Below are 19,844 nucleotides of genomic sequence, written 5' to 3'. Positions count from 1 at the left end.
TTATGCCTCAAGTTTATGTGCAATGACATACCCTGTTACATCTTTTATGTTGTTCATATCATGCTTTATCGTTAATCTGCGCAAAAAACACCCACCAGTTGCAATTATTTGCTTTTACATTGCCAGGATACGACTTTCTGATGCGAAGAACTCAATCGGTATTGATTGTCGATGATAGTAGTATTATCCAACAAACAACCAAGCTTATTTTAGTCAATGGTCAATTTCAAAGTGCCAATATTTTTTGTGCATCAAATGCTGCTGAAGCGATTAAATATTGTCAGCAACAAAGCTTTGATATTTTGTTTCTTGATTTCAATCTTGGATTTGGTAGTACCGGATTACAACTGCTAGAACGCCTCCATCACCATGAGTTATTGAATCATTCTCCGCTTATTTTCATTCTGACAGCAGATGACTCTCCCGCGGTATTAATGGGGTTTTCAGAATACCAACCAGATGATTATTTGGTTAAACCACTACGCTTAAGTACCTTAAAACAACGCTTAGAATACAGTTTTGAACAGCGTGCAATAAATGAGCGGGCGTTTGCTCATTATCAACAAGTGGGTATTAGTGGTATTGAATCAATGTGTAGTCAATATACCCCCCCACTTGCGATTCACTGCACCACCATGACTGCAGTTGCTAAACGATTACTGAATCAAAAGCAGCCGCATTTACACACTGACATTTTAGCCTTATTAACTTTAATTCAGCGCCTATATCAAAGTTTGCCAGCACAACTGTTATTAATCCAACTATGGCTGCAACAGCAAAATTTTAAAGCGCTTAATCCACTATTAACGCAATTACGCCGCTCATACCCTAACCATTTGATGCTACTTGAATACAGTGCCAGTGCTGCACTATTACAAAATAAAATCACTCAGGGTTATGATTTTTGGTTACAAGCGCATAATGTTAGCAAAAATAATCTGCAACGCCTGTTTGGTTTATTATGGATAGAATCCCATTTTCAAAATCACAGTGCGATGCAGCAACATTTGCGAGAAGCAATTTCTTATCTTCGTTATTCTGTGTGGGATAAGCCGTGTTATCACGCGTTTATTATCTGGTTACAATTACAGCATAGTGATAAAAAAAGCTTACCTATCGAACGCTTATGGCGCACAATCAGCCAACAAAAGACCATTACTAAACATGAACGGCCTTTTATTTACTTACTCCAAGCATGGCAGTATTTAGATAATGATAATAATCTTGGTGCCTATAAAAGTTATGGTGCTGCAATGGATGCCATTCATTATATTGATCCTGATAACCATAGCTTTGAGTTTGATGCTATTGCACTTTGTATCAACAAGCGTTTAGCCATGACGCGTCATCAGACTGACTGCTATCAGCGCTTACAGTACAACCTGCTACAACGGCAAAATGAACCACATTCAATTATAAAAAATATGTGGTTAGAGACAATGAAACCAACATCAGATCATCGAACAGATGAGCAATATCGCCATGCACTGAGGCTAGTAAAACAAAAGTATTATGTTGAAGCGGGACAAGCGATATTACAACTCTGGCCCCATTATCGTTTTGATGAAGTATTAGCACGCTGCTTAGTTGAATTGTCGTCTCGTGGGCATCTAAATAATGAACCACAGCATCAACAATGGATTAAAGAAGCCAGATGGACGTTTGAATCACAAGATTTTAAACCTGAATGGTATTTGAAGCTAAAAACCCAGTACCGCAGCCTGCAACGGCCTTTATATTAATTTGTTATTTTAGGTATTTATCAATGCGAATTTTCACATTATGGCTAACGTTAACAATGTTAATATTAAGTTTTAGTGTTCATGCCAAGCCATCAAGTGATATCGCAAAGAAGCCGATGATCACTGTTGGCTATACCTCATTTAATTGGGCACCGTTAGCGTTTAAAAAAGATAAGAAGATTATTGGCTTATTGCCATCGCTAATGGATGCAATTGCAGCTAAAGCTGGTTTTCAAGTTCGAAGTATTTGCTATTCCAGCTTTGAAGATATGCTGTCGGCGTTTAAACGTAATGAAGTCGATTTATTGATTGGTGTTGCTCCGACGTTAGATCGCCAAAAATATATGGTTTTCAGTGATCCGATTTTAAGTACCTCATTTGCAATGCTTAGTGCTTCATCAAAACACACAAAACTATCCGATCTAAAAAACACCATCATTAGTATTGAAAATGGCTTTGCTATCGAACAAAAAATAATCGACATGCAGTTTGCAGAGCAAATCCTTTCTATGCCATCAACTAAAGTGGCACTGAATGCCGTAAAGAAAGGCTTGGCTGATGCTTATATTGGCAATGGTTTAATATTACAAAATTTATACACTTATGGTGATTTACAGCATTCGTTATCTTTCTCGCCCTTAACAGCTCTTCCTTTTGAGCGGTTGTATATCACAGCAACTAAAAATCACCGTTCGCTTATCAACAAGATAAACCAAGCCTATGATCAATTACCAGAATCAGAACTGACGGAGATTTATGATCATTGGCTGACAAATAAACAACAGAAAATGTTGGGAGATCCCCATGAGTTGCATTTAACCACAGCCGAAACCAATTACTTACAACAGCACAAAAATATTCGTATTGGCTATCAATTCCCAATATCGGTGACACTAGGCATTAACGACACCATTTTACGCCAACTCAAAGATACACTGGATCATATTACTCAAAAGTTAAACATCACCGCGACCATTACGCCGATCGCTAATTATCAAGATGCTAAACAGCAATTAGCAGATAATAAAATTGATATTATTGCTGCTATTGTCACAACAAGAAAACGTCAGACAGAGCTCGCCTTCACTGTGCCTTATAGTCGAGATAAGTGGGTAATGATCGATCGTATTAATCATAAAAAATTAAAACGTATTGATTCAAGCGACACTATTGGCGTACTAGCATCAAGCTTTGGAGCAAAACTTGTTCAAGAATATTACCCTACAGCGAAAGTGCATCAATTTAAAACCAAACTCGACATCCTCAAAGCTGTTACCGATGGCAAGATTAATTATGGTGCAATTTCGTTCTCAAATGCCCATTTGCTGATTCAAGATAACTTTTTAGGACAATTAAAAATCGTCGCAAGTCAGTTAGATGATCATGCGCTTAACGTGGCTTTTGCCGTTGCGCCTAATAATTTAATTTTGCGTAATATTTTTAATAAAGCGATTGATTCCTTTCCACCAGAAACACTCGATGATATTCAAAAAAAATGGCACACAGTCACGCTTAAAGCAGATGGAAATTACCATCAGCTAGTGACAATTATCATCATTTTTGGGTTAGTGATTTGCTGTATTATTGGTGCGATTACGGTTTGGAACCGTCGCTTAACCAATGAAATCAAACACCGTAAAGCAGTTGAAGATAAATTAACTTATCTCACCAATAACTTTGATGGCGTATTAATTCAGCATCACCAAAAAAGTGATGATCCTATGGATATTGATATTCTGTTTATGAGTGAAAAGATTATCGATTTTACTGGCACATCAGCAAGTAAGTTTTACTTTTTTCCTCAACTGCTAAAAGATCGAATGGCTTTGCGGGATGATTATCAAACCTTACTAACAGCTATGCGTAATGCGGTCAAGCAAGGCTATTGGCGAACAGAGCTTCAGCTAAATACGCAAGAAAACAATAACTCACGCTGGATTGAGCTCCGTTGCCAAATAACGCCATCAACTACAGGCTGGCAATGGAATAGTATTTTGATTGATATCACGCAATTAAAACACCAACAGTTAGCCTTAACCGCAGCTAAACAAAAATCACAAGCAGCAACGACTGCTAAATCACGTTTTTTAGCAATGATGAGTCACGAGATTCGCACCCCGATTAGTGGCATTATTTGTTTATTGGATTTGATGAAACCTTATGCCCAGCAACCTGAATTACAACAAATTCATCAGAACCTCACCCTTTCAAGTGATAATCTGCTAAATATCGTTAACGATGTATTAGATTTTTCAAAGCTTGAATCGAAGAAACTTAAGCTCGATCTGCGAGAGAAGCAACTCACTAAAATTGCCACAATTTTAGTGCAGCCCCATGCCCTTCATGCTGCACAAAAAGGACTCGACTTTAAATTATGGATTGATCCTAATATCGCCCACAGTTTACGCTTTGATAGTATGCGCTTAAAACAAGTGCTTAATAACTTACTTAATAATGCGATTAAGTTTACTGCTAATGGCTCAATTCAACTTGATATTAATCTATTATCTCAACATGATAACCAGCAGATCATTAGTTTTAAAGTTACCGATACCGGTATTGGTATATCTGCGCAAGATATCGATAATTTATTTCAACCTTTTGAGCAGCTAGACCAAGATAGCGCCCGCCGCTATGACGGCACTGGACTCGGGCTTTCAATCTGTCACCAATTGATCCAACTGATGGACGGTAGTATCACGGTTGCCAGTCAGCCCGATCAAGGCACAAGCTTTACGATCATTCTTACGTTTGATATTTGCCAGCCAACGGTCAGTAAACCATTACATAAACATTGTGGGCTATTAACCATGGCCAATGATTCGATTTTGATCGATTACCTAACGGCTTGGCAGTGTCCAATTACGGTATTAACTGCGACCACCAAAGAACAGCTTGCTGCCGCAGTATCAGTACAGTGTATTGATACGCTGTTCGTTCCTCAATCATGGGTCATTGAGCATGATATTGATTTGAATTGGATTGCGATTAACTTGCCTTCAGTAAATTGGATCACGATTACTTCAGCCGATGTAATGCTGACCTCAAACATCAATGCACGAAATATTTCTTTGAATCCATTGCTGCCTAACCAGTTGTACCGAGCATTAACGCAACCTTTTCAACCTTATAATAACGATAGTCAATGTTCATATTCGGTCCAAGCTCCTCTTACTCGTGAACAAGCTATCGCTGAAAATCGTTATGTATTGGTGGCAGAAGATCATCCAATAAACCAACAAATACTCAAACAACAATTAGAACAGCTCAATTACGCGGTTGATATTGTTGATAATGGTAAGCAAGCGCTAATCGCCTTAGCCAATAATAATTACAGCCTTTTATTAACAGACTGCCATATGCCAGAAATGGATGGCTATGAGCTGACCAAAACAATTCGCGAACAAGAGCAACATACAGCAAGCTCTCCATTGGCTATTATTGCTGTTACAGCGAATGCTCTAACAAATACCGACCGTTTTAGAGCGATGGGATTTAACGACTATTTAATAAAACCATTGAAACAACAGCAGCTAAAAACGGTGTTGGCTCGATGGCTACAACCATCTGCAACAATAGATAAGGCTAACGTGTTACCACAATTAGCTCAAAAAAATATTGAATTGCCACCAGCATCGGTGCCTATGATGATTGATATTGATGAATTGCTGCTTATCTTTGGCGATAAAGATCTATGTCAGACACTGCTGCAACAATATTTAACGGCTTGTGTAGAGGATTTGGAACAATTAAATGCCGCTATCACACACCAAAATAATGATAGTATCTTTATGGTCAGCCATCGTATCAAAGGGGCTGCACGAATGATGGCTTTTCATCAATTAGCACAGATTGCTGATGAGCTTGAATCATACTCGCAACATGCTCAAATAAATAAAGCTAACTTACAATCGTATTACACTGATATTGAAAAATTAATCAACCAATTATCTCTGCAAATAAATCGCAAATAGGATCGAAATATGAATATATTATTGATTGAAGATCATGACTTTCAACGTCAGGTTCTTGCAACCCAATTAGCTCATCTGATCGATCCTAATTATGACCAAATACATTGTGCAGCTAATGGTATCGATGCGTTAGCAATCATGCAAAATTATCAACCTCAATTATTGTTATGCGATCTCAATATGCCGCAAATGGACGGTATTAGTTTTCTTGGTCACCTCGCAGAACAGCAATTTAGCGGTCAGATTATTATCACCAGTGCGCTAGGTGCAGAGGTGCTAAATAGCGTCAATAAAATGTGTAAAAACTACGGTCTTAATCTATTAGGGACACTCGTTAAACCAACTCACCTTGATCAACTCAAGCAATTACTTACGCTGGCGACCAATGATTTAAAACCAGCAAATTCATCGCTTCCGCTACTGCAAGATATTAAAGAACAAGACATTATTGATGCTTTACAAGCAGGTTACCTAACACCTTATTATCAACCGATTGTCAATCTGAAAACTGGAGAATGGGTAGCAAGTGAGGCCTTAATTCGCTTTATTCATCCAGATCATGGCATTGTTCCTGCTATCAAATTTATTAAGCTTTTAGCCACGCTAGGTAAAGATACTCAACTAGCATTACTGATTATTAATCATATTATTGGTCATCAAACAATTTTGGGAGGCCGCAAAGTCGCGGTCAATATATCAGCCAATACATTAGTTGAACGTAGTTTTATTAATACGGTATTAAGCCTGCACTACCAGCATCCACAACTGCATCATTGGTTGTATTTTGAGTTAACAGAATCAGATATTTTTGAATCGGCAGGACAAGCACTAGAAGCGGCAGCACGACTCGGTATGCATGGTTTTAATCTTTCTATTGATGACTTTGGTACTGGCTATTCATCACTTAAACAACTTGATATTTTGCCGTTTAAATCATTAAAGTTAGACATCAGTTTCATCCAAGCAATGCCAACCAATTACACAGCAAAAGTGATTATTGAGACCTGCCTCTTATTAGCACAACGTCTTAATTTAACCGCCATTGCAGAAGGTGTGGAAGATATTACCTTGTGGCTGAAATTACAAAAAATGGACTGTGAATTAGCCCAAGGGTACTTTATTTCTCCACCGCTGCCTGTTAGTCAAATTCCAATTTGGCATACGCAATGGCAGCAACGAAGCCAACAACTGGTTAATGATTCAGTTTCTAAAGAGATAACCTAGCAAATAAAACGGCAATCAATGTTAACCATAACAACACGGTCTAGTTAATTAACAACCCAGAGTTTTCGCTATATTCAGACATCATTTTGTAATAAAATAACATATAAATAAAACGCAGTATGCGGAGAAATAAAACAATGTCAGTAACAGGTCGTATTCACTCTTTCGAATCTTGCGGAACCGTCGATGGGCCAGGAATTCGGTTTATTGTATTCCTGCAAGGTTGCTTAATGCGCTGCAAATACTGTCACAACCGTGATACATGGGATACCCATGACGGTCGTGAAGCTACCGTCGAAGAATTAATGCATGAAGCGCGTTCTTACCGTCACTTCATGAACGCTTCTGGTGGTGGTGTTACCGCCTCTGGTGGTGAAGCTATGCTACAACCCGAATTTGTCCGTGATTTTTTCCGTGCTGCACAAGCTGATGGTATTCATACTTGTCTTGATACCAATGGCTATATTCGTAAACATACTGATGTTGTTGATGAAGTGCTAGATGCCACTGACTTGGTTATGCTTGATCTTAAACAAATGGATGACACTATTCACCAAGATCTGGTTGGCGTAGCCAATAAACGTGTACTTGATTTTGCACGTTACCTACATCAACGCGGCCAAAAAACATGGATTCGCTACGTTGTTGTTCCTGGTTATACTGATGATGAACGCTCAGCACATTTGCTTGGCGAATTTATTAAAGATATGGACAATATCGAAAAAATTGAGCTGCTGCCCTACCATCAGCTTGGCGAACACAAGTGGCAAGCACTTGGCTATGAATACCCGCTAAAAGGGGTTCAGCCACCGAAAAAAGAAACCATGGAAACGATCAAAGAGATCCTTTCTAGCTATGGTAAAAAAGTGATGTACTAACCCTACAGGTATATCACTACAGTGATATAAAAAGCGAGCCTAAGTGCTCGCTTTTTATTTGCATCGAAAATAACAAACAAAAACAACGATACACTCATACTGATTGTATAAATATATCGCTCTTTTCTTCTAACTATCCGTCAGATAACAAGCAATAACCTGCATTATTTAGATAATGGCAAGACAAATGTTAGAAATGAAATAAAAAATAGCATAATGCCAAGCGCGATTGGTGCTGTATATTGAATTTTAGTCACTGGCTCTTTCATTGATCGCTTCCTTTAAAATCGTTTTAATTATTTTTGATATAAATCAAATTATCCTCAACTTTAAAGGTTGTTGACTAAAAAACCCACTGGCAATAATGGAAGTAGAGTTTTCATTATTAGCTAGTTGCGTAAATTTGCTAGAACACATCACATCACTTCATTACTAAACATAGTCATTAATATTTATATCGATAAAATAAGGTTTATCCATGATAAAATTGTGATATAAACGCAGTGCAAACGTTTGCGTGGCTGATAAAGCAATAAAATTTAGCATCTATAGCCACTCATAGAGCACTCACGCAACCAGCATATCGTTTCTACTGTGAGGAAATAAGCCTATATGAAAAGCGACATCGAAATTTGCCGTGCAACGTTACTCACTCCTATTGATCGTATCGCCTTAAATGCCGGCATTGAAGCACAAGATCTTACGCCTCAAGGCAGTTTAAAAGCTAAAGTTAAACCTGCGATATTAAAGCGCTTGGCAAATAAACCTGAAGGTAAACTGGTACTCGTAACGGCCATTACACCGACCCCATTAGGTGAAGGTAAAACAGTGACAACCATTGGCTTAGCACAAGGGTTAGCTAAAATTAATCAGTCGGTCTTTGCTTGTATTCGCCAACCTTCAATGGGGCCTGTTTTTGGCGTTAAAGGTGGCGCAGCCGGCGGTGGTTATAGCCAAGTTGCACCAATGGAAAAGCTTAATTTGCACCTAACCGGTGATATTCATGCTGTTACTGCAGCCCATAACCTTGCCGCAGCAGCATTAGATGCTCGTCTTTACCACGAACATCGCTTAGGTTATGAGACTTTTGCGGCTCATACAGGTTTACCAGCTCTACGGATTGATATTAATAATATTAGCTGGAAGCGGGTGATGGACCATAATGATCGCGCGTTGCGAATGATCACTATTGGTCAAAATGAAGCGGGTAAAACCATTAATGGCCTTGAGCGTCAAGATGGGTTTGATATTTCAGCGGCTTCTGAATTAATGGCTATTTTAGCCCTAGCGACTGATTTAGCCGACATGCGCCAACGGATAGGTAAAATTGTCGTTGCTTATAATCTCGACGGAGAGCCAGTGACCACTGAAGATCTTCAGGTTGCAGGGGCGATGGCCGTCACTATGTGCGAAGCAATTGAACCCACCTTAATGCAAACCTTAGAAGGTGTACCAACCCTTATCCATTCAGGGCCATTTGCCAATATTGCTCATGGTAATTCTTCGATCATTGCCGATAAAATCGCACTTAAATTAAGTGACTTTACCGTAACTGAAGGCGGTTTCGGTTCCGATATGGGATTTGAGAAAGCTTGCAATATCAAAGCCCAACAAGCACAAAGAGGGCCTGATTGTGCCGTTGTTGTGGCAACCTTACGTGGCCTAAAAGCAAACTCAGGACTGTATGATTTACGCCCAGGTCAATCTTTACCTGACAGCATTTTTGAACCCGACGCTAACGCACTGCTCGCTGGGTTTGAAAACTTACGTTGGCATATCAATAACGCAGCTAAATATGGTGTACCGGTAGTGGTAGCGATTAACCGCTTTCCACAAGATACCGATCAAGAGCTTGAGCAGTTAAAACAACTAATTTTAAACTCAAGCTTTAATGTCCATGTGGATGTAGCCCTAAGTGAAGCATTTGCAAAAGGTGGTGAAGGTGCGATTGAACTGGCTCATGCGGTAGTTAATGCTTGTCAAACTCCAGCGAATTTCAAACCACTTTACACGTTAGATCAAACGATTGAAGAGAAATTAATGGCGGTGGCAGAAGTTGGCTATGGTGCTAAAAATATTGAACTGTCCCCTTTAGCAACCCAACAATTAGCGCAATTAAAGGCACAAGGCTTTAATGATCTCGCGGTTTGTATGGCAAAAACACCGTTATCGATTACCACTGAGCCGCATATCAAGGGGGCACCGACTGATTTCACTGTTCCGGTTAGAGAGCTCAAACTGTGTGCTGGTGCCGGCTTTATCTATGCCTTGTGCGGTAATGTGATGACCATGCCTGGTTTACCTGAAAAACCAGCCTTTATGAGCCTTGATCTCGATGCTGATGGCAATATCGTTGGCCTAAGTTAATTATCCCCATAAACCACTTCAGTATTGGTAGGTTGTATTTACTACCAATACTGTTTTATCCTCAGCCTTCATAAAAAATAACCATATAAAAAAAATGGTTTTCAATGAAAATCAAACAGATAAAAAATTTACTTTTATATCAGATGAATAACATTCACTAACAAAAAATACCGCAATTCGTGGTGTCAGATCATTTTATTTTACACCTAACCTGCTAATCTCACGCTCATAATAAATATTTCTTGCGCTCACTGCAGTGACTAATAACAACTGAGTGAGGGTAATCTATAAAAAATTTGAGGCTTACTGCTATGGATATGACTAACGCTCAACGTCTAATTCTATCAAACCAATACTACATTATGGCAAAACTGACACCAGAAAATGCCGATAAATACCGTCGCTTACAAATGATTGTTGAACGTGGTTATTGTTTACAAATGCGCGAACTTGATAAAGATTTTGGCGAAGTGTCAGAAGATGAATGTAAACAAGTTCTTGAAATCATGGAAATGTACCACGCGTTACAAGAATCATTTAATTTAGAAGATTGCCGCTGTGATGGTGCAAAAGATATTGACCAACGTCGACTACAATTTTTGGGATTTGATGTCATTACCGAAGCTAAATTAGTCAACTACGTCCGTTTCTTAACTAATGATGAAGGCTTATACCCACAGTTCCCTAAAAATGAACACCAATTTAATAGCCACGTACCAATGCTTGAAAAATATCTACGTATGCTAAAAATTTGGCGAGCATGCCCTCGTCACTACCATTTATCATGCAGCGAAATCCAACAGATAATTACTGCTTAAATTAATTATTCGCACAATAAAACCGAGTCAATATGCTCGGTTTTATTGATTGATATATATTCTCACCTTGTAAAATAAAACCAATTTGTAACTCTTGCATCGCCTTAGAATAACAATCTTATTTCATATTAATAACTGTATTGACTTTGTTATAAAAACAATTAGTGATCATTGCAATCACTACGTATAATCATTTTATCTCTTTGCTGTTAATTGTTGATCGATAAGATCCGTTTTTATTAGCAATATGCCATTATCAATGGAATATAAAATAACAATGATTCGTTGCGTAAAAAATAATACCATCGGTAATCGTCTGACTTTAGCCATTATATTAATGGCATTTCTAACCATCAGTGTCAGTGTTATTGCAGCCCTAACATGGCAAAAGCTTAGCCAACAAATAGAAACGATTGCTAATGAAAATATGCCCACCCTACGTTCAAGTTATCGTTTAGAGCGCAGCACTGCTGAATTACAAGCAGCACTTATTGCATTAGATATAAATACTAATCCACTCAAGCACAAAGCTATCAAGAAAAATATCGCTTCTGTTTTGAAAAATATTAATCAATCAATAGATAAGATTTCCAGTTTATATTACTACCCAAAAATAAAATCGGGCCAGCAGCAATTAGTTGCCAATATTGATAGTTATATTGCCTTATTGCAGCAAAGAAACACTCAGCAATTTGCACTGAAACAAACCGAAAATACCATTAAGTGGCTACATCAAGACCTCATTGATGAGTTACAACCGTTACGCCTAGAAATTGAATGGCAAATGATGCGATTGTTAAATAACCCTCAGCAATCGCCACTTATTCATGATAACAATATAAAAAATGTTATGACTGAATTTGCAGTTATTCAAGCAATAACTGTTAATGAAAATGAATTACATCAACTTATTGAGGATATTATTCTACATCGTCAACATAACGACATTAATGCTGCATTTGATGCGATTGGTAAAAAAATAGTAAAACTCAATAAAATCAGTAAGCAATTAAATAATTATCCAGCAACAATTGCGTACCGCCAATTACAACAAGAATTTACTCAATTAGTATTACCTAATGGTAAGCTGCAAAAATTATTAACCCAAGATAATATAAACAATATAAAAATTACTCAGGCGCAACGTGATATTCAGAGTAAATTAACTCAACAAGAAAATATCATTCAAACCTTAGTGAATCATGCTGATAATGCGCTATCAAAACTCAATGGTGAAACACGTCATTCTATTTGGATCAGTAATTTAGTCCTATTTGGGGTGGTATTTATTACTATTATCCTTAGTATTATTTTATCGATTTATTTGGTTGGGCGTGGTGTGGTTAAACGCTTAAACTTACTTGGTCAAGATTTACAAGCTATTGCCAGTGGTGATCTTAATGCGCATATACAAACAACTGGCGTGGATGAGATTGGTATTTTAGGTGATAATTTGCGCTACTTTTGCCAACAAATGCAAGAAATTCAAAATTCTAATGCACTTAATCTGATCAATAATACTCAAGCCAGTATTATTACCTGCGATCTTAGCGGAATAGTCGAATCTGTTAACCCACAGGCGTTAAAACAATTAAACTTCTGTAACTTGACCAAGAGACATCAAGTTTGGGATTTATTTAACCACTCAGTCATAGCAGCATTACAGCATTTATTTACACCTACAGGCCCGTTAATGGTTAATGGTGCCTATAATATGACAGTAAAATTAGTTACTAAACACAATCATAGTTTATATTTACGGTTAGATTTTCGTATTTTCACCCAAGGTAATGATGACAAAGTTATTATAACAATGACGGATATTACTGAACAAGAAACGACCGCTCGCTGGTTAGAAAATACTGTTGCTGAAAAAACGCAATCACTGACCATCACCAACCAGCAACTACGAGATGAAATAGAAGATCGTAAACGGATTGAAGGTGATTTACTCGAAACCCAAGACGAATTAATTCAAGCGGCTAAAATGGCTGTTGTCGGTCAAACTATGACATCGCTTGCGCATGAACTTAATCAACCTTTATCAGCGATTTCGACGCGGATCTTCAGTGCCAAACTTGCACTTGATCACGAAAAATACGAAAATCTACCTCAAAATCTGACAAAAATAGACGATCTCGTTACTCGAATGAGTAAACTGATCATTAATTTTAGAAATTTTGCTAAAAAACAATCTGCTACCAAGCCATTGAGTGACGTTGACGTTCAAGATTCAATCAAACAAGCATTAACATTGGTTGAAAGCCGCGCCAAACTACAACAAACAACAATGGTAAATACGATTGAACAGCCGCTGTTTGCACTGGCCGATCAAGTTCAATTAGAACAAGTGTTGGTTAATTTATTAGTCAATAGCTGTGATGCAGTGGCGCATTGTGAACAACGTGAGATACATATTATTCTATTAGATAGCCCTGCGAATAAAATTCGATTAGCTGTCTATGACAGTGGCGATGGTTTTGATGCCGCTATTATTAAGAAGTTATTCATTCCCTTTACCACCACTAAGGATGTTGGGTTAGGCCTTGGGTTAAGTATTTGTGGTTCAATTATGACGCGACTAAAGGGTGAAATCTTCCTTGCTTCTAGCTTATCAGGTGGAGCAATGGTCGTACTGGAGTTAAATAAATATGATAAGTGATGATATTGAAGTACTGATTGTTGATGACGATCATGATGTTGTCGAGGCCTATCAAGAACTACTTGAAATAGCTGGATTTAAAGCACAAACCGTGACTGATTCGACGTTAGTATTGGGAATGCTAAAACGCAATTGGTCTGGTGTTATTGTGTCTGATATGTACATGCCAGGTTTAGATGGTATGGAGTTGTTAGCTCAAATCCAGCAATTTGATCATGAATTACCTGTCATTATTATTACTGGACATGGTGATATTCCGATGGCTGTTGGTGCACTTAAAAAAGGTGCGGTCGACTTTTTGCAAAAACCCTTGCAACCAAAAGAGTTGATTACACTGCTCGAGAAGTATTTACCTCAGCGTCGCCAAATTATAGAGCAGCGAAACACCTTACACACCACCACTGCCGAAGTATTATTGGGAGAAAGCCCATTAATCATTAAAGTTCGTGAGCAATTAAAAACCATCGCCTTAACAACTAAAGATGTGTTGATTGAAGGTGAAAGTGGTACAGGTCGTCATACTGTTGCAAAATTACTTCACCAAAATAGCCAATTAAGTAATGGGCCTTTTGTTGAGGTAAATGCGGCTAATATTACTCGCACACCTGATTTACAGCGTAGTATGATTTCTGCGCGTAGTGGTTGTTTATGCTTATGTAATCCTCACCATATGCCGATTGAAACTCAGCAATGGTTGTGCCGTTTTTTACTAGAACAAGAACGCCAAGGTAAAAAAGAAGTTCGTGTGATTGCACTCTTTGATGGCGATCCAACCGAGTCGGTTGAAACTGAGCAATTTTTACCAGAACTGTTCTACTTTTTAAGCCAAGTACGCTTTAACTTACCTACATTGCGTCAACGTAGTAGTGATATCACTTTGATATTTAAACACTACATTAAGCAAAGTTGTAAGAAACTCAATAAAACAATTCCTGCAATAGATAAAGCTTATTTAGCTATTTTAAATCGCTATGAATGGCCAGGAAACGTGTTAGAGCTTAAAAATGTCGCCGAGTTATATGCCATTGGTATCGTTAAACTCGCAGGACAAGAGCGTTCTAAACCGTTAGATCAAATGAGCAGTCCGTTGGATGATTTGGTTGATGGCTATGAAAAACAAGTGATTGAGGATGCGTTATACCTGTTTTCTGGGCGTATTAATGAAGTGTCATCATACTTACAAATACCACGCAAGAAGTTGTATTTAAGAATGAAAAAGCACGGACTCGATAAAGCGGAATATAAAGTACGCACGACGAATTAATCATGTATGACATAACAAGCCTTCAGTGATGAGGGCTTGTTTTTTTATACTCAAAATCTGTTAGCGGCAATCGCTAATAACCATTACACTCTACGGCTGTTTTTCAGCTTTGGTCTATTACATGTCTTATCAATGCCCTTTATGTCACCTGCCACTTACTATTGATGCTCACAGCACATCATCAACATCATACCGCTGTAGTAATAATCATCAGTTTGATCAGGCCAAAGAAGGCTATGTAAACCTGATGCCTGTACATCATAAGAGTTCGAAAAATCCTGGTGATAATAAAGAAATGATGCAAGCGCGACGCTTATTTCTTAATACTGATCATTATCAACCATTACGTGATGCTGTTATGGCGCAATTACGTCAACAGTTACCAGCTACAGCCACAGAACTGCTTGATATTGGTTGTGGTGAAGGCTATTACACCTCTGAATTTGTACAACTGCGCCAACAATTTCCAAATATCAGTATTCATGGGCTCGATATTTCCAAAGTTGCGGTTAAATATGCCGCTAAACGCTACCATGATTGTGATTTCTGTGTCGCATCAAGTCATCGCTTACCTTTTGCCGACCACTTTTTTGATGGTGTGGTACGTATTTATGCACCATGTAAAGGTGAAGAATTAAACCGAGCAATAAAACCAGGTGGAATTTTGGTTGCGGTAACACCTGCGCCGCGTCATTTATATCAACTTAAAGAATTGATTTATAACGGTGTAAACTTACATGATGTACCAGTAGAAAATATTGAAGGTTTTGAGTTAGTTGCAGATCAGCAGCTTCACTATGACATGACCTTAAGTGGTGAAGAAGCAACAGCATTAATGCAAATGACGCCGTTTGCATGGAAAACCTCTGATCAGGTATGGCAACAACTCACACAAGCGCAAAATTTTAGCTGCGAAGCTGATTTTGCAATTCGTGTTTATCGCCGTCAGTAACGTCTGTTACCGCCTTTAAATACACAAACGAGATTGATTATCAGTTGCTATTGATAATCAATCTCGATAGATTTATTATTTCTCGTTTTCTTGTCGGTATAATAATAATGAAATCATTGATGTATTTAGGTGTTGCAAGCTTATTGGTTGGCTGTGCATCTTCACCACCAGCAACTACGACTTCACCCGCCTCTAGCACACAAACAACCACTCGCAGCGCAGCAACCTTGTATGATTACACCATCGCTAGCCCTCAAGGCGAACCTCTCTCTATAACCCAATTAGCACAAGCATTATCAACTGCTGACATTATTTTAGTCGGTGAATGGCATAGCCACCCTGCTGCCCACCTTTTACAAGCTCAATTAATGGCGGCGCTTTACCAGCAAAATCCACATTTAACCTTATCTATGGAACAATTTACTCGTGATAAACAAGCCATTATTAATGACTATTTAGCGGGAAAGATTGGCGAAAAAACCTTAGTAAAAGAAGCCAATGCATGGCCAAATTATGACAGTGATTATCGACCATTAGTCGAATTTGCAAAGCAGAATAAATTAAATGTGATTGCAGCAAATGCACCCAAATCGATTGTGCGTTGTGTTGGACGTCAAGGGGCTGAATACCTTAATAAGCTTCCCGGTCATGAACGATCATGGGCTGCGCGCAGCTTAACATTAACGGCTGATGATTATCAGCGAACGTTTATAGCCTCAATGCACCATGGCGATGAAGCCCAAACAAAACGTCAATTTGCAGCCCAAACAACATGGGATGACACCATGGCAGAAAGTATGGTTGATTATTTAAGCCAACACCCTCACCAACAAATTATTCATGTTGCTGGTCGATTTCATACTATGGAAGGCTTAGGTACCGCATCACGTATTAAAGCGCGTAATTCGACCCTAAAAGTGATGATGGTCACTCCAGTGTCAGATCAAGTATCACTTAGTGCTGGTGCACAAGATTTCACCGTAAAGATGCAGCCGTTGCCACAACGGTATGTACAAAAAGATAAAATGATGGCGGCCATGAAAGCCATGGGACAAAGAAATAGTGATTTAAAATGTTACCAATAACATCAAAATAATAAAATCACCAATGCCAGAAAGAGGAGAACCCCATCGGCGGCCAAGCAGTTGGGGTTCTAAGAGAGATAACAGCTATATCTCTAGGTCACTCGGTAATTATACCTTAACAACCTGTTTATTGCCTGAATAGTCATCAACTAATAATGCAATAAGTACTATAATACGGCTATAGCATGGCATTATTATTACGTTTTCAAACAATTTTATTATCCAGTTATAGATAAGACCGCCAGCATTAAAATTAGTTGCAAAAAAGTTCTCATTTGATGAATTTTTTTTTATCGCACGAATTTCAGCCTACCCCATCGCTACCCACGACAATTTACAGTAAAATAAAGCCAGAGCTCTTTTCTTTGAGCCAAATTAATTAGGAAAACAATGAAAAAAACATTTGCTTTAACTCATCCCAAAAAAGCACCTGCTCGTGTTGTAGAATCAGTTAAACACGATGTGAAGAAATACCTTCGCCGTGAGCGTAACAAAACATTACCAGCGGGTACTGATTTTTGGGATTTTGATTGCAAGTTTGGTCATACCGAGCAAGAAGCAAAAGTTATTCACGTAAAAGAAATCAACAAGTACATTGATGAAGCTGAAAAGCTAGAATTACCATCATTATACTTAGAGATTCTGGCAAAGCCTGCAACACGTGCACAGCGTCCAGATTTTGATTTCGACGAAGAATAATCGCTCTTAGCCATGATGTAATGCGCGATAACAACCAAACAAAAAAGAGTCGTAAATACGACTCTTTTTTATTACCTATAATATCGTTATAAACACCATTAAAGTCGCTTAAAACCAACGATCTAATGCATGTCTATCCAACTGCTTAAATGCTCTATTTAATACATCGGCTAATTCTTGATAACGCGGTTGCGATTTTTTTGGCTGCATCGCGTGGCCTTCGCTGACAATCTTTTGATGAATGTCGCTATACCATTTCGCTAACGATGGTGGCAATGCCGTTTGACTGCGCTTACCTAACCACCATAACCCTTGTAATGGCATCGATATCGCTAATAACGCAATCGCAATCGCTTGTGGCATTGCATCATAGTTATGAAATGCCATTTGAGTCAGAATACTGATCGCTGCAACAGCCGGCATCACTTTAGTTGCAAACTGGGTAGCCTTAATATACCGATGTTCAGGAAAAACAGCCGCCAACTCTTTGCGCATTGGCCATGTTGTCATGTAATGCTGACCATTCTGAAAGTGTTTCCACATTGTATGTTGAGCCATAATGCACCACTCATCAAAAAAAATTATAACATTTAAAAAAAACACACAACAAACTTGATTCAAATTAAAATTTTCTAAAAATCTTTTTGTTATATTGCGTAACAATCGGTTATTCTAGGCGAGCCTAAATGTAATTGTTGCTGTTAATCACCTTAACTGCAACCTAGGCTCTGTCAAGGATGACCCAGAATTCGAGGTAACTCAATTCTATTTCTCAGGAAAGAGCGTGATTTTCTCCTCTAGGAGGACGATGAATGATAATTCGTCTATTCTAGGGGTACTTTTTTATTCAAACATGAATATCAACTTTCAGACAGATTATAGGTAGTCACTCTCATGTCTAAGCTGGTTTTAGTTCTAAACTGCGGTAGTTCATCTCTTAAGTTCGCCATCATTGATCCAGTATCAGGTGAAGAACATCTTTCAGGTCTAGCAGAATGTCTAGGTCTTCCTGAAGCTCGTATCAAGTGGAAACTTGATGGCAAGCACGAAGCTCAACTAGGTGACGGCGCTGCTCACGAAGAAGCTCTAGCATTCATGGTTGATACTATTCTTGCTTCTAAGCCAGAACTAAAAGAGAACCTAGGCGCTATCGGTCACCGTATCGTACACGGTGGCGAGCAGTTCTCTGCTTCAGCTCTAATCGACGATGTTGTTCTTCAAGGTATCGTAGATGCGTCTGATTTCGCACCACTACACAACCCTGCACACGTTATCGGTATCGAAGCTGCTAAGCACAACTTTGCTGGCCTAAAGAACGTTGCAGTATTTGATACAGCTTTCCACCAGACTATGCCTGAAGAAGCTTTCTTATACGCAATTCCTTACCGTCTATACAAAGAAAACGGTATCCGTCGTTACGGCGCACACGGTACTTCTCACCGTTTCATCGCTCGTGAAACAGCTGCACTACTAGACAAGCCTCTTGATGAACTAAACATCATCAACTGTCACCTAGGTAACGGCGCATCTGTATGTGCAATCAAAGGCGGTAAATCTGTAGATATCTCTATGGGTCTTACTCCTCTTGAAGGTCTAGTAATGGGTACACGTTGTGGTGACCTTGACCCAGCTGTTATGTTCCACCTACACGATCGTCTAGGTATGAGCGTTGCTGAAATCAACACTATGTTCACTAAAGAGTCTGGCCTACTAGGTCTTACTGGCGTGACTTCTGATTGTCGTTTCGTTGAAGAAAACTACGGCGCTAAAGAAGAAGCTACACGTGCAATGGACGTATTCTGTCACCGTCTAGCTAAGTACGTTGCAAGCTACACAGCTGCAATGGAAGGCCGTCTTGATGCAATCGTATTCACTGGTGGTATCGGTGAAAACTCTGCACCAATCCGTGAGATGGTTCTTAACCGTTTAGCTATCTTCGGTATCGAAGTAGATAACGAAGCAAACCTTAAAGCACGTTTCGGCGGCGAAGGTGTTATCACTACTGCAAACAGCCGTATTCCTGCAATGGTTGTTTCAACTAACGAAGAATTAGTAATCGCAGAAGATACAGCACTTCTAGCTGAGATCTAATCTTACGATTATTGAAACGGCTGACCTTTTAGTCAGCCGTTTTTTTAGTACCATCTTTTACTGTGGTGCTGCTCTATGATTATTCTGC

The 19,844-nt window shown here is 38.8% G+C and carries 13 protein-coding genes; 12 read left to right on the top strand and 1 reads right to left on the bottom strand.

The window, feature by feature from the left end; all coding sequences use genetic code 11:
* Window positions 1-140 precede the first annotated feature (140 nt).
* The 11 genes from PMAL9190_RS09585 (at window position 141) to PMAL9190_RS09535 (ending at window position 17,665) form a co-directional block, all read left to right on the top strand.
* Window positions 141-1,742, top strand: coding sequence for a response regulator (locus tag PMAL9190_RS09585; protein ID WP_087845001.1), 1,602 nt, complete (start codon window positions 141-143; stop codon window positions 1,740-1,742).
* A gap of 23 nt (window positions 1,743-1,765) precedes the next feature.
* A complete protein-coding gene (locus PMAL9190_RS09580; RefSeq protein ID WP_159458383.1) occupies window positions 1,766-5,716 on the top strand; it encodes an ATP-binding protein in 3,951 nt (1,316 codons plus the stop codon).
* Between the two features lie 9 nt (window positions 5,717-5,725).
* The gene (locus PMAL9190_RS09575) at window positions 5,726-6,940 is read left to right on the top strand and encodes an EAL domain-containing response regulator (protein ID WP_087844999.1); all 1,215 of its coding nucleotides are present in this window, start codon (window positions 5,726-5,728) and stop codon (window positions 6,938-6,940) included.
* A 137-nt stretch (window positions 6,941-7,077) separates the two neighbouring features.
* Window positions 7,078-7,818 carry a pyruvate formate lyase 1-activating protein gene (gene pflA / locus PMAL9190_RS09570; RefSeq protein ID WP_087844998.1) on the top strand — a complete coding sequence of 247 codons (741 nt, stop codon included), beginning with the start codon at window positions 7,078-7,080 and terminating at the stop codon, window positions 7,816-7,818.
* A gap of 612 nt (window positions 7,819-8,430) precedes the next feature.
* Window positions 8,431-10,185, top strand: coding sequence for a formate--tetrahydrofolate ligase (locus tag PMAL9190_RS09565; protein ID WP_087844997.1), 1,755 nt, complete (start codon window positions 8,431-8,433; stop codon window positions 10,183-10,185).
* A gap of 311 nt (window positions 10,186-10,496) precedes the next feature.
* Window positions 10,497-11,003, top strand: coding sequence for a YfbU family protein (locus PMAL9190_RS09560; RefSeq protein WP_065169008.1), 507 nt, complete (start codon window positions 10,497-10,499; stop codon window positions 11,001-11,003).
* A gap of 277 nt (window positions 11,004-11,280) precedes the next feature.
* Window positions 11,281-13,665 (top strand): sensor histidine kinase, encoded by a 2,385-nt coding sequence (locus PMAL9190_RS09555; protein WP_087844996.1) that lies wholly within the window; start codon window positions 11,281-11,283, stop codon window positions 13,663-13,665.
* Window positions 13,655-14,929 (top strand): sigma-54-dependent transcriptional regulator, encoded by a 1,275-nt coding sequence (locus tag PMAL9190_RS09550; RefSeq protein WP_087844995.1) that lies wholly within the window; start codon window positions 13,655-13,657, stop codon window positions 14,927-14,929. The genes PMAL9190_RS09555 and PMAL9190_RS09550 overlap by 11 nt, the downstream gene beginning before the upstream one ends.
* A 121-nt stretch (window positions 14,930-15,050) precedes the next feature.
* Entirely contained in the window at window positions 15,051-15,881 is an 831-nt protein-coding gene (gene rlmA, locus PMAL9190_RS09545; RefSeq protein ID WP_087844994.1) for a 23S rRNA (guanine(745)-N(1))-methyltransferase, read from the top strand.
* 107 nt (window positions 15,882-15,988) lie between these two features.
* Window positions 15,989-16,966, top strand: a complete 978-nt coding sequence (locus tag PMAL9190_RS09540) for a ChaN family lipoprotein (RefSeq protein WP_087844993.1) — start codon at window positions 15,989-15,991, stop codon at window positions 16,964-16,966.
* Between the two features lie 390 nt (window positions 16,967-17,356).
* Window positions 17,357-17,665 (top strand): DUF6172 family protein, encoded by a 309-nt coding sequence (locus PMAL9190_RS09535; protein WP_087844992.1) that lies wholly within the window; start codon window positions 17,357-17,359, stop codon window positions 17,663-17,665.
* A 108-nt stretch (window positions 17,666-17,773) separates the two neighbouring features.
* On the opposite strand, the gene yfbV is transcribed toward PMAL9190_RS09535, so the two are convergent.
* Window positions 17,774-18,223 carry a terminus macrodomain insulation protein YfbV gene (gene yfbV / locus PMAL9190_RS09530; RefSeq protein WP_087844991.1) on the bottom strand — a complete coding sequence of 150 codons (450 nt, stop codon included), beginning with the start codon at window positions 18,221-18,223 and terminating at the stop codon, window positions 17,774-17,776.
* A gap of 336 nt (window positions 18,224-18,559) precedes the next feature.
* On the opposite strand from yfbV, the gene PMAL9190_RS09525 reads away from it, so the two are divergent.
* Window positions 18,560-19,756 carry an acetate kinase gene (locus tag PMAL9190_RS09525; RefSeq protein ID WP_087844990.1) on the top strand — a complete coding sequence of 399 codons (1,197 nt, stop codon included), beginning with the start codon at window positions 18,560-18,562 and terminating at the stop codon, window positions 19,754-19,756.
* Window positions 19,757-19,844: the final 88 nt, after the last annotated feature.

The organism is Photobacterium malacitanum (assembly GCF_900185615.1).
In the GTDB taxonomy this organism is placed as follows: Bacteria; Pseudomonadota; Gammaproteobacteria; order Enterobacterales; family Vibrionaceae; genus Photobacterium; species Photobacterium malacitanum.
Note: the sequence above shows the minus strand (reverse complement) of the source record. Positions and strands in the feature narration are given on the sequence as shown.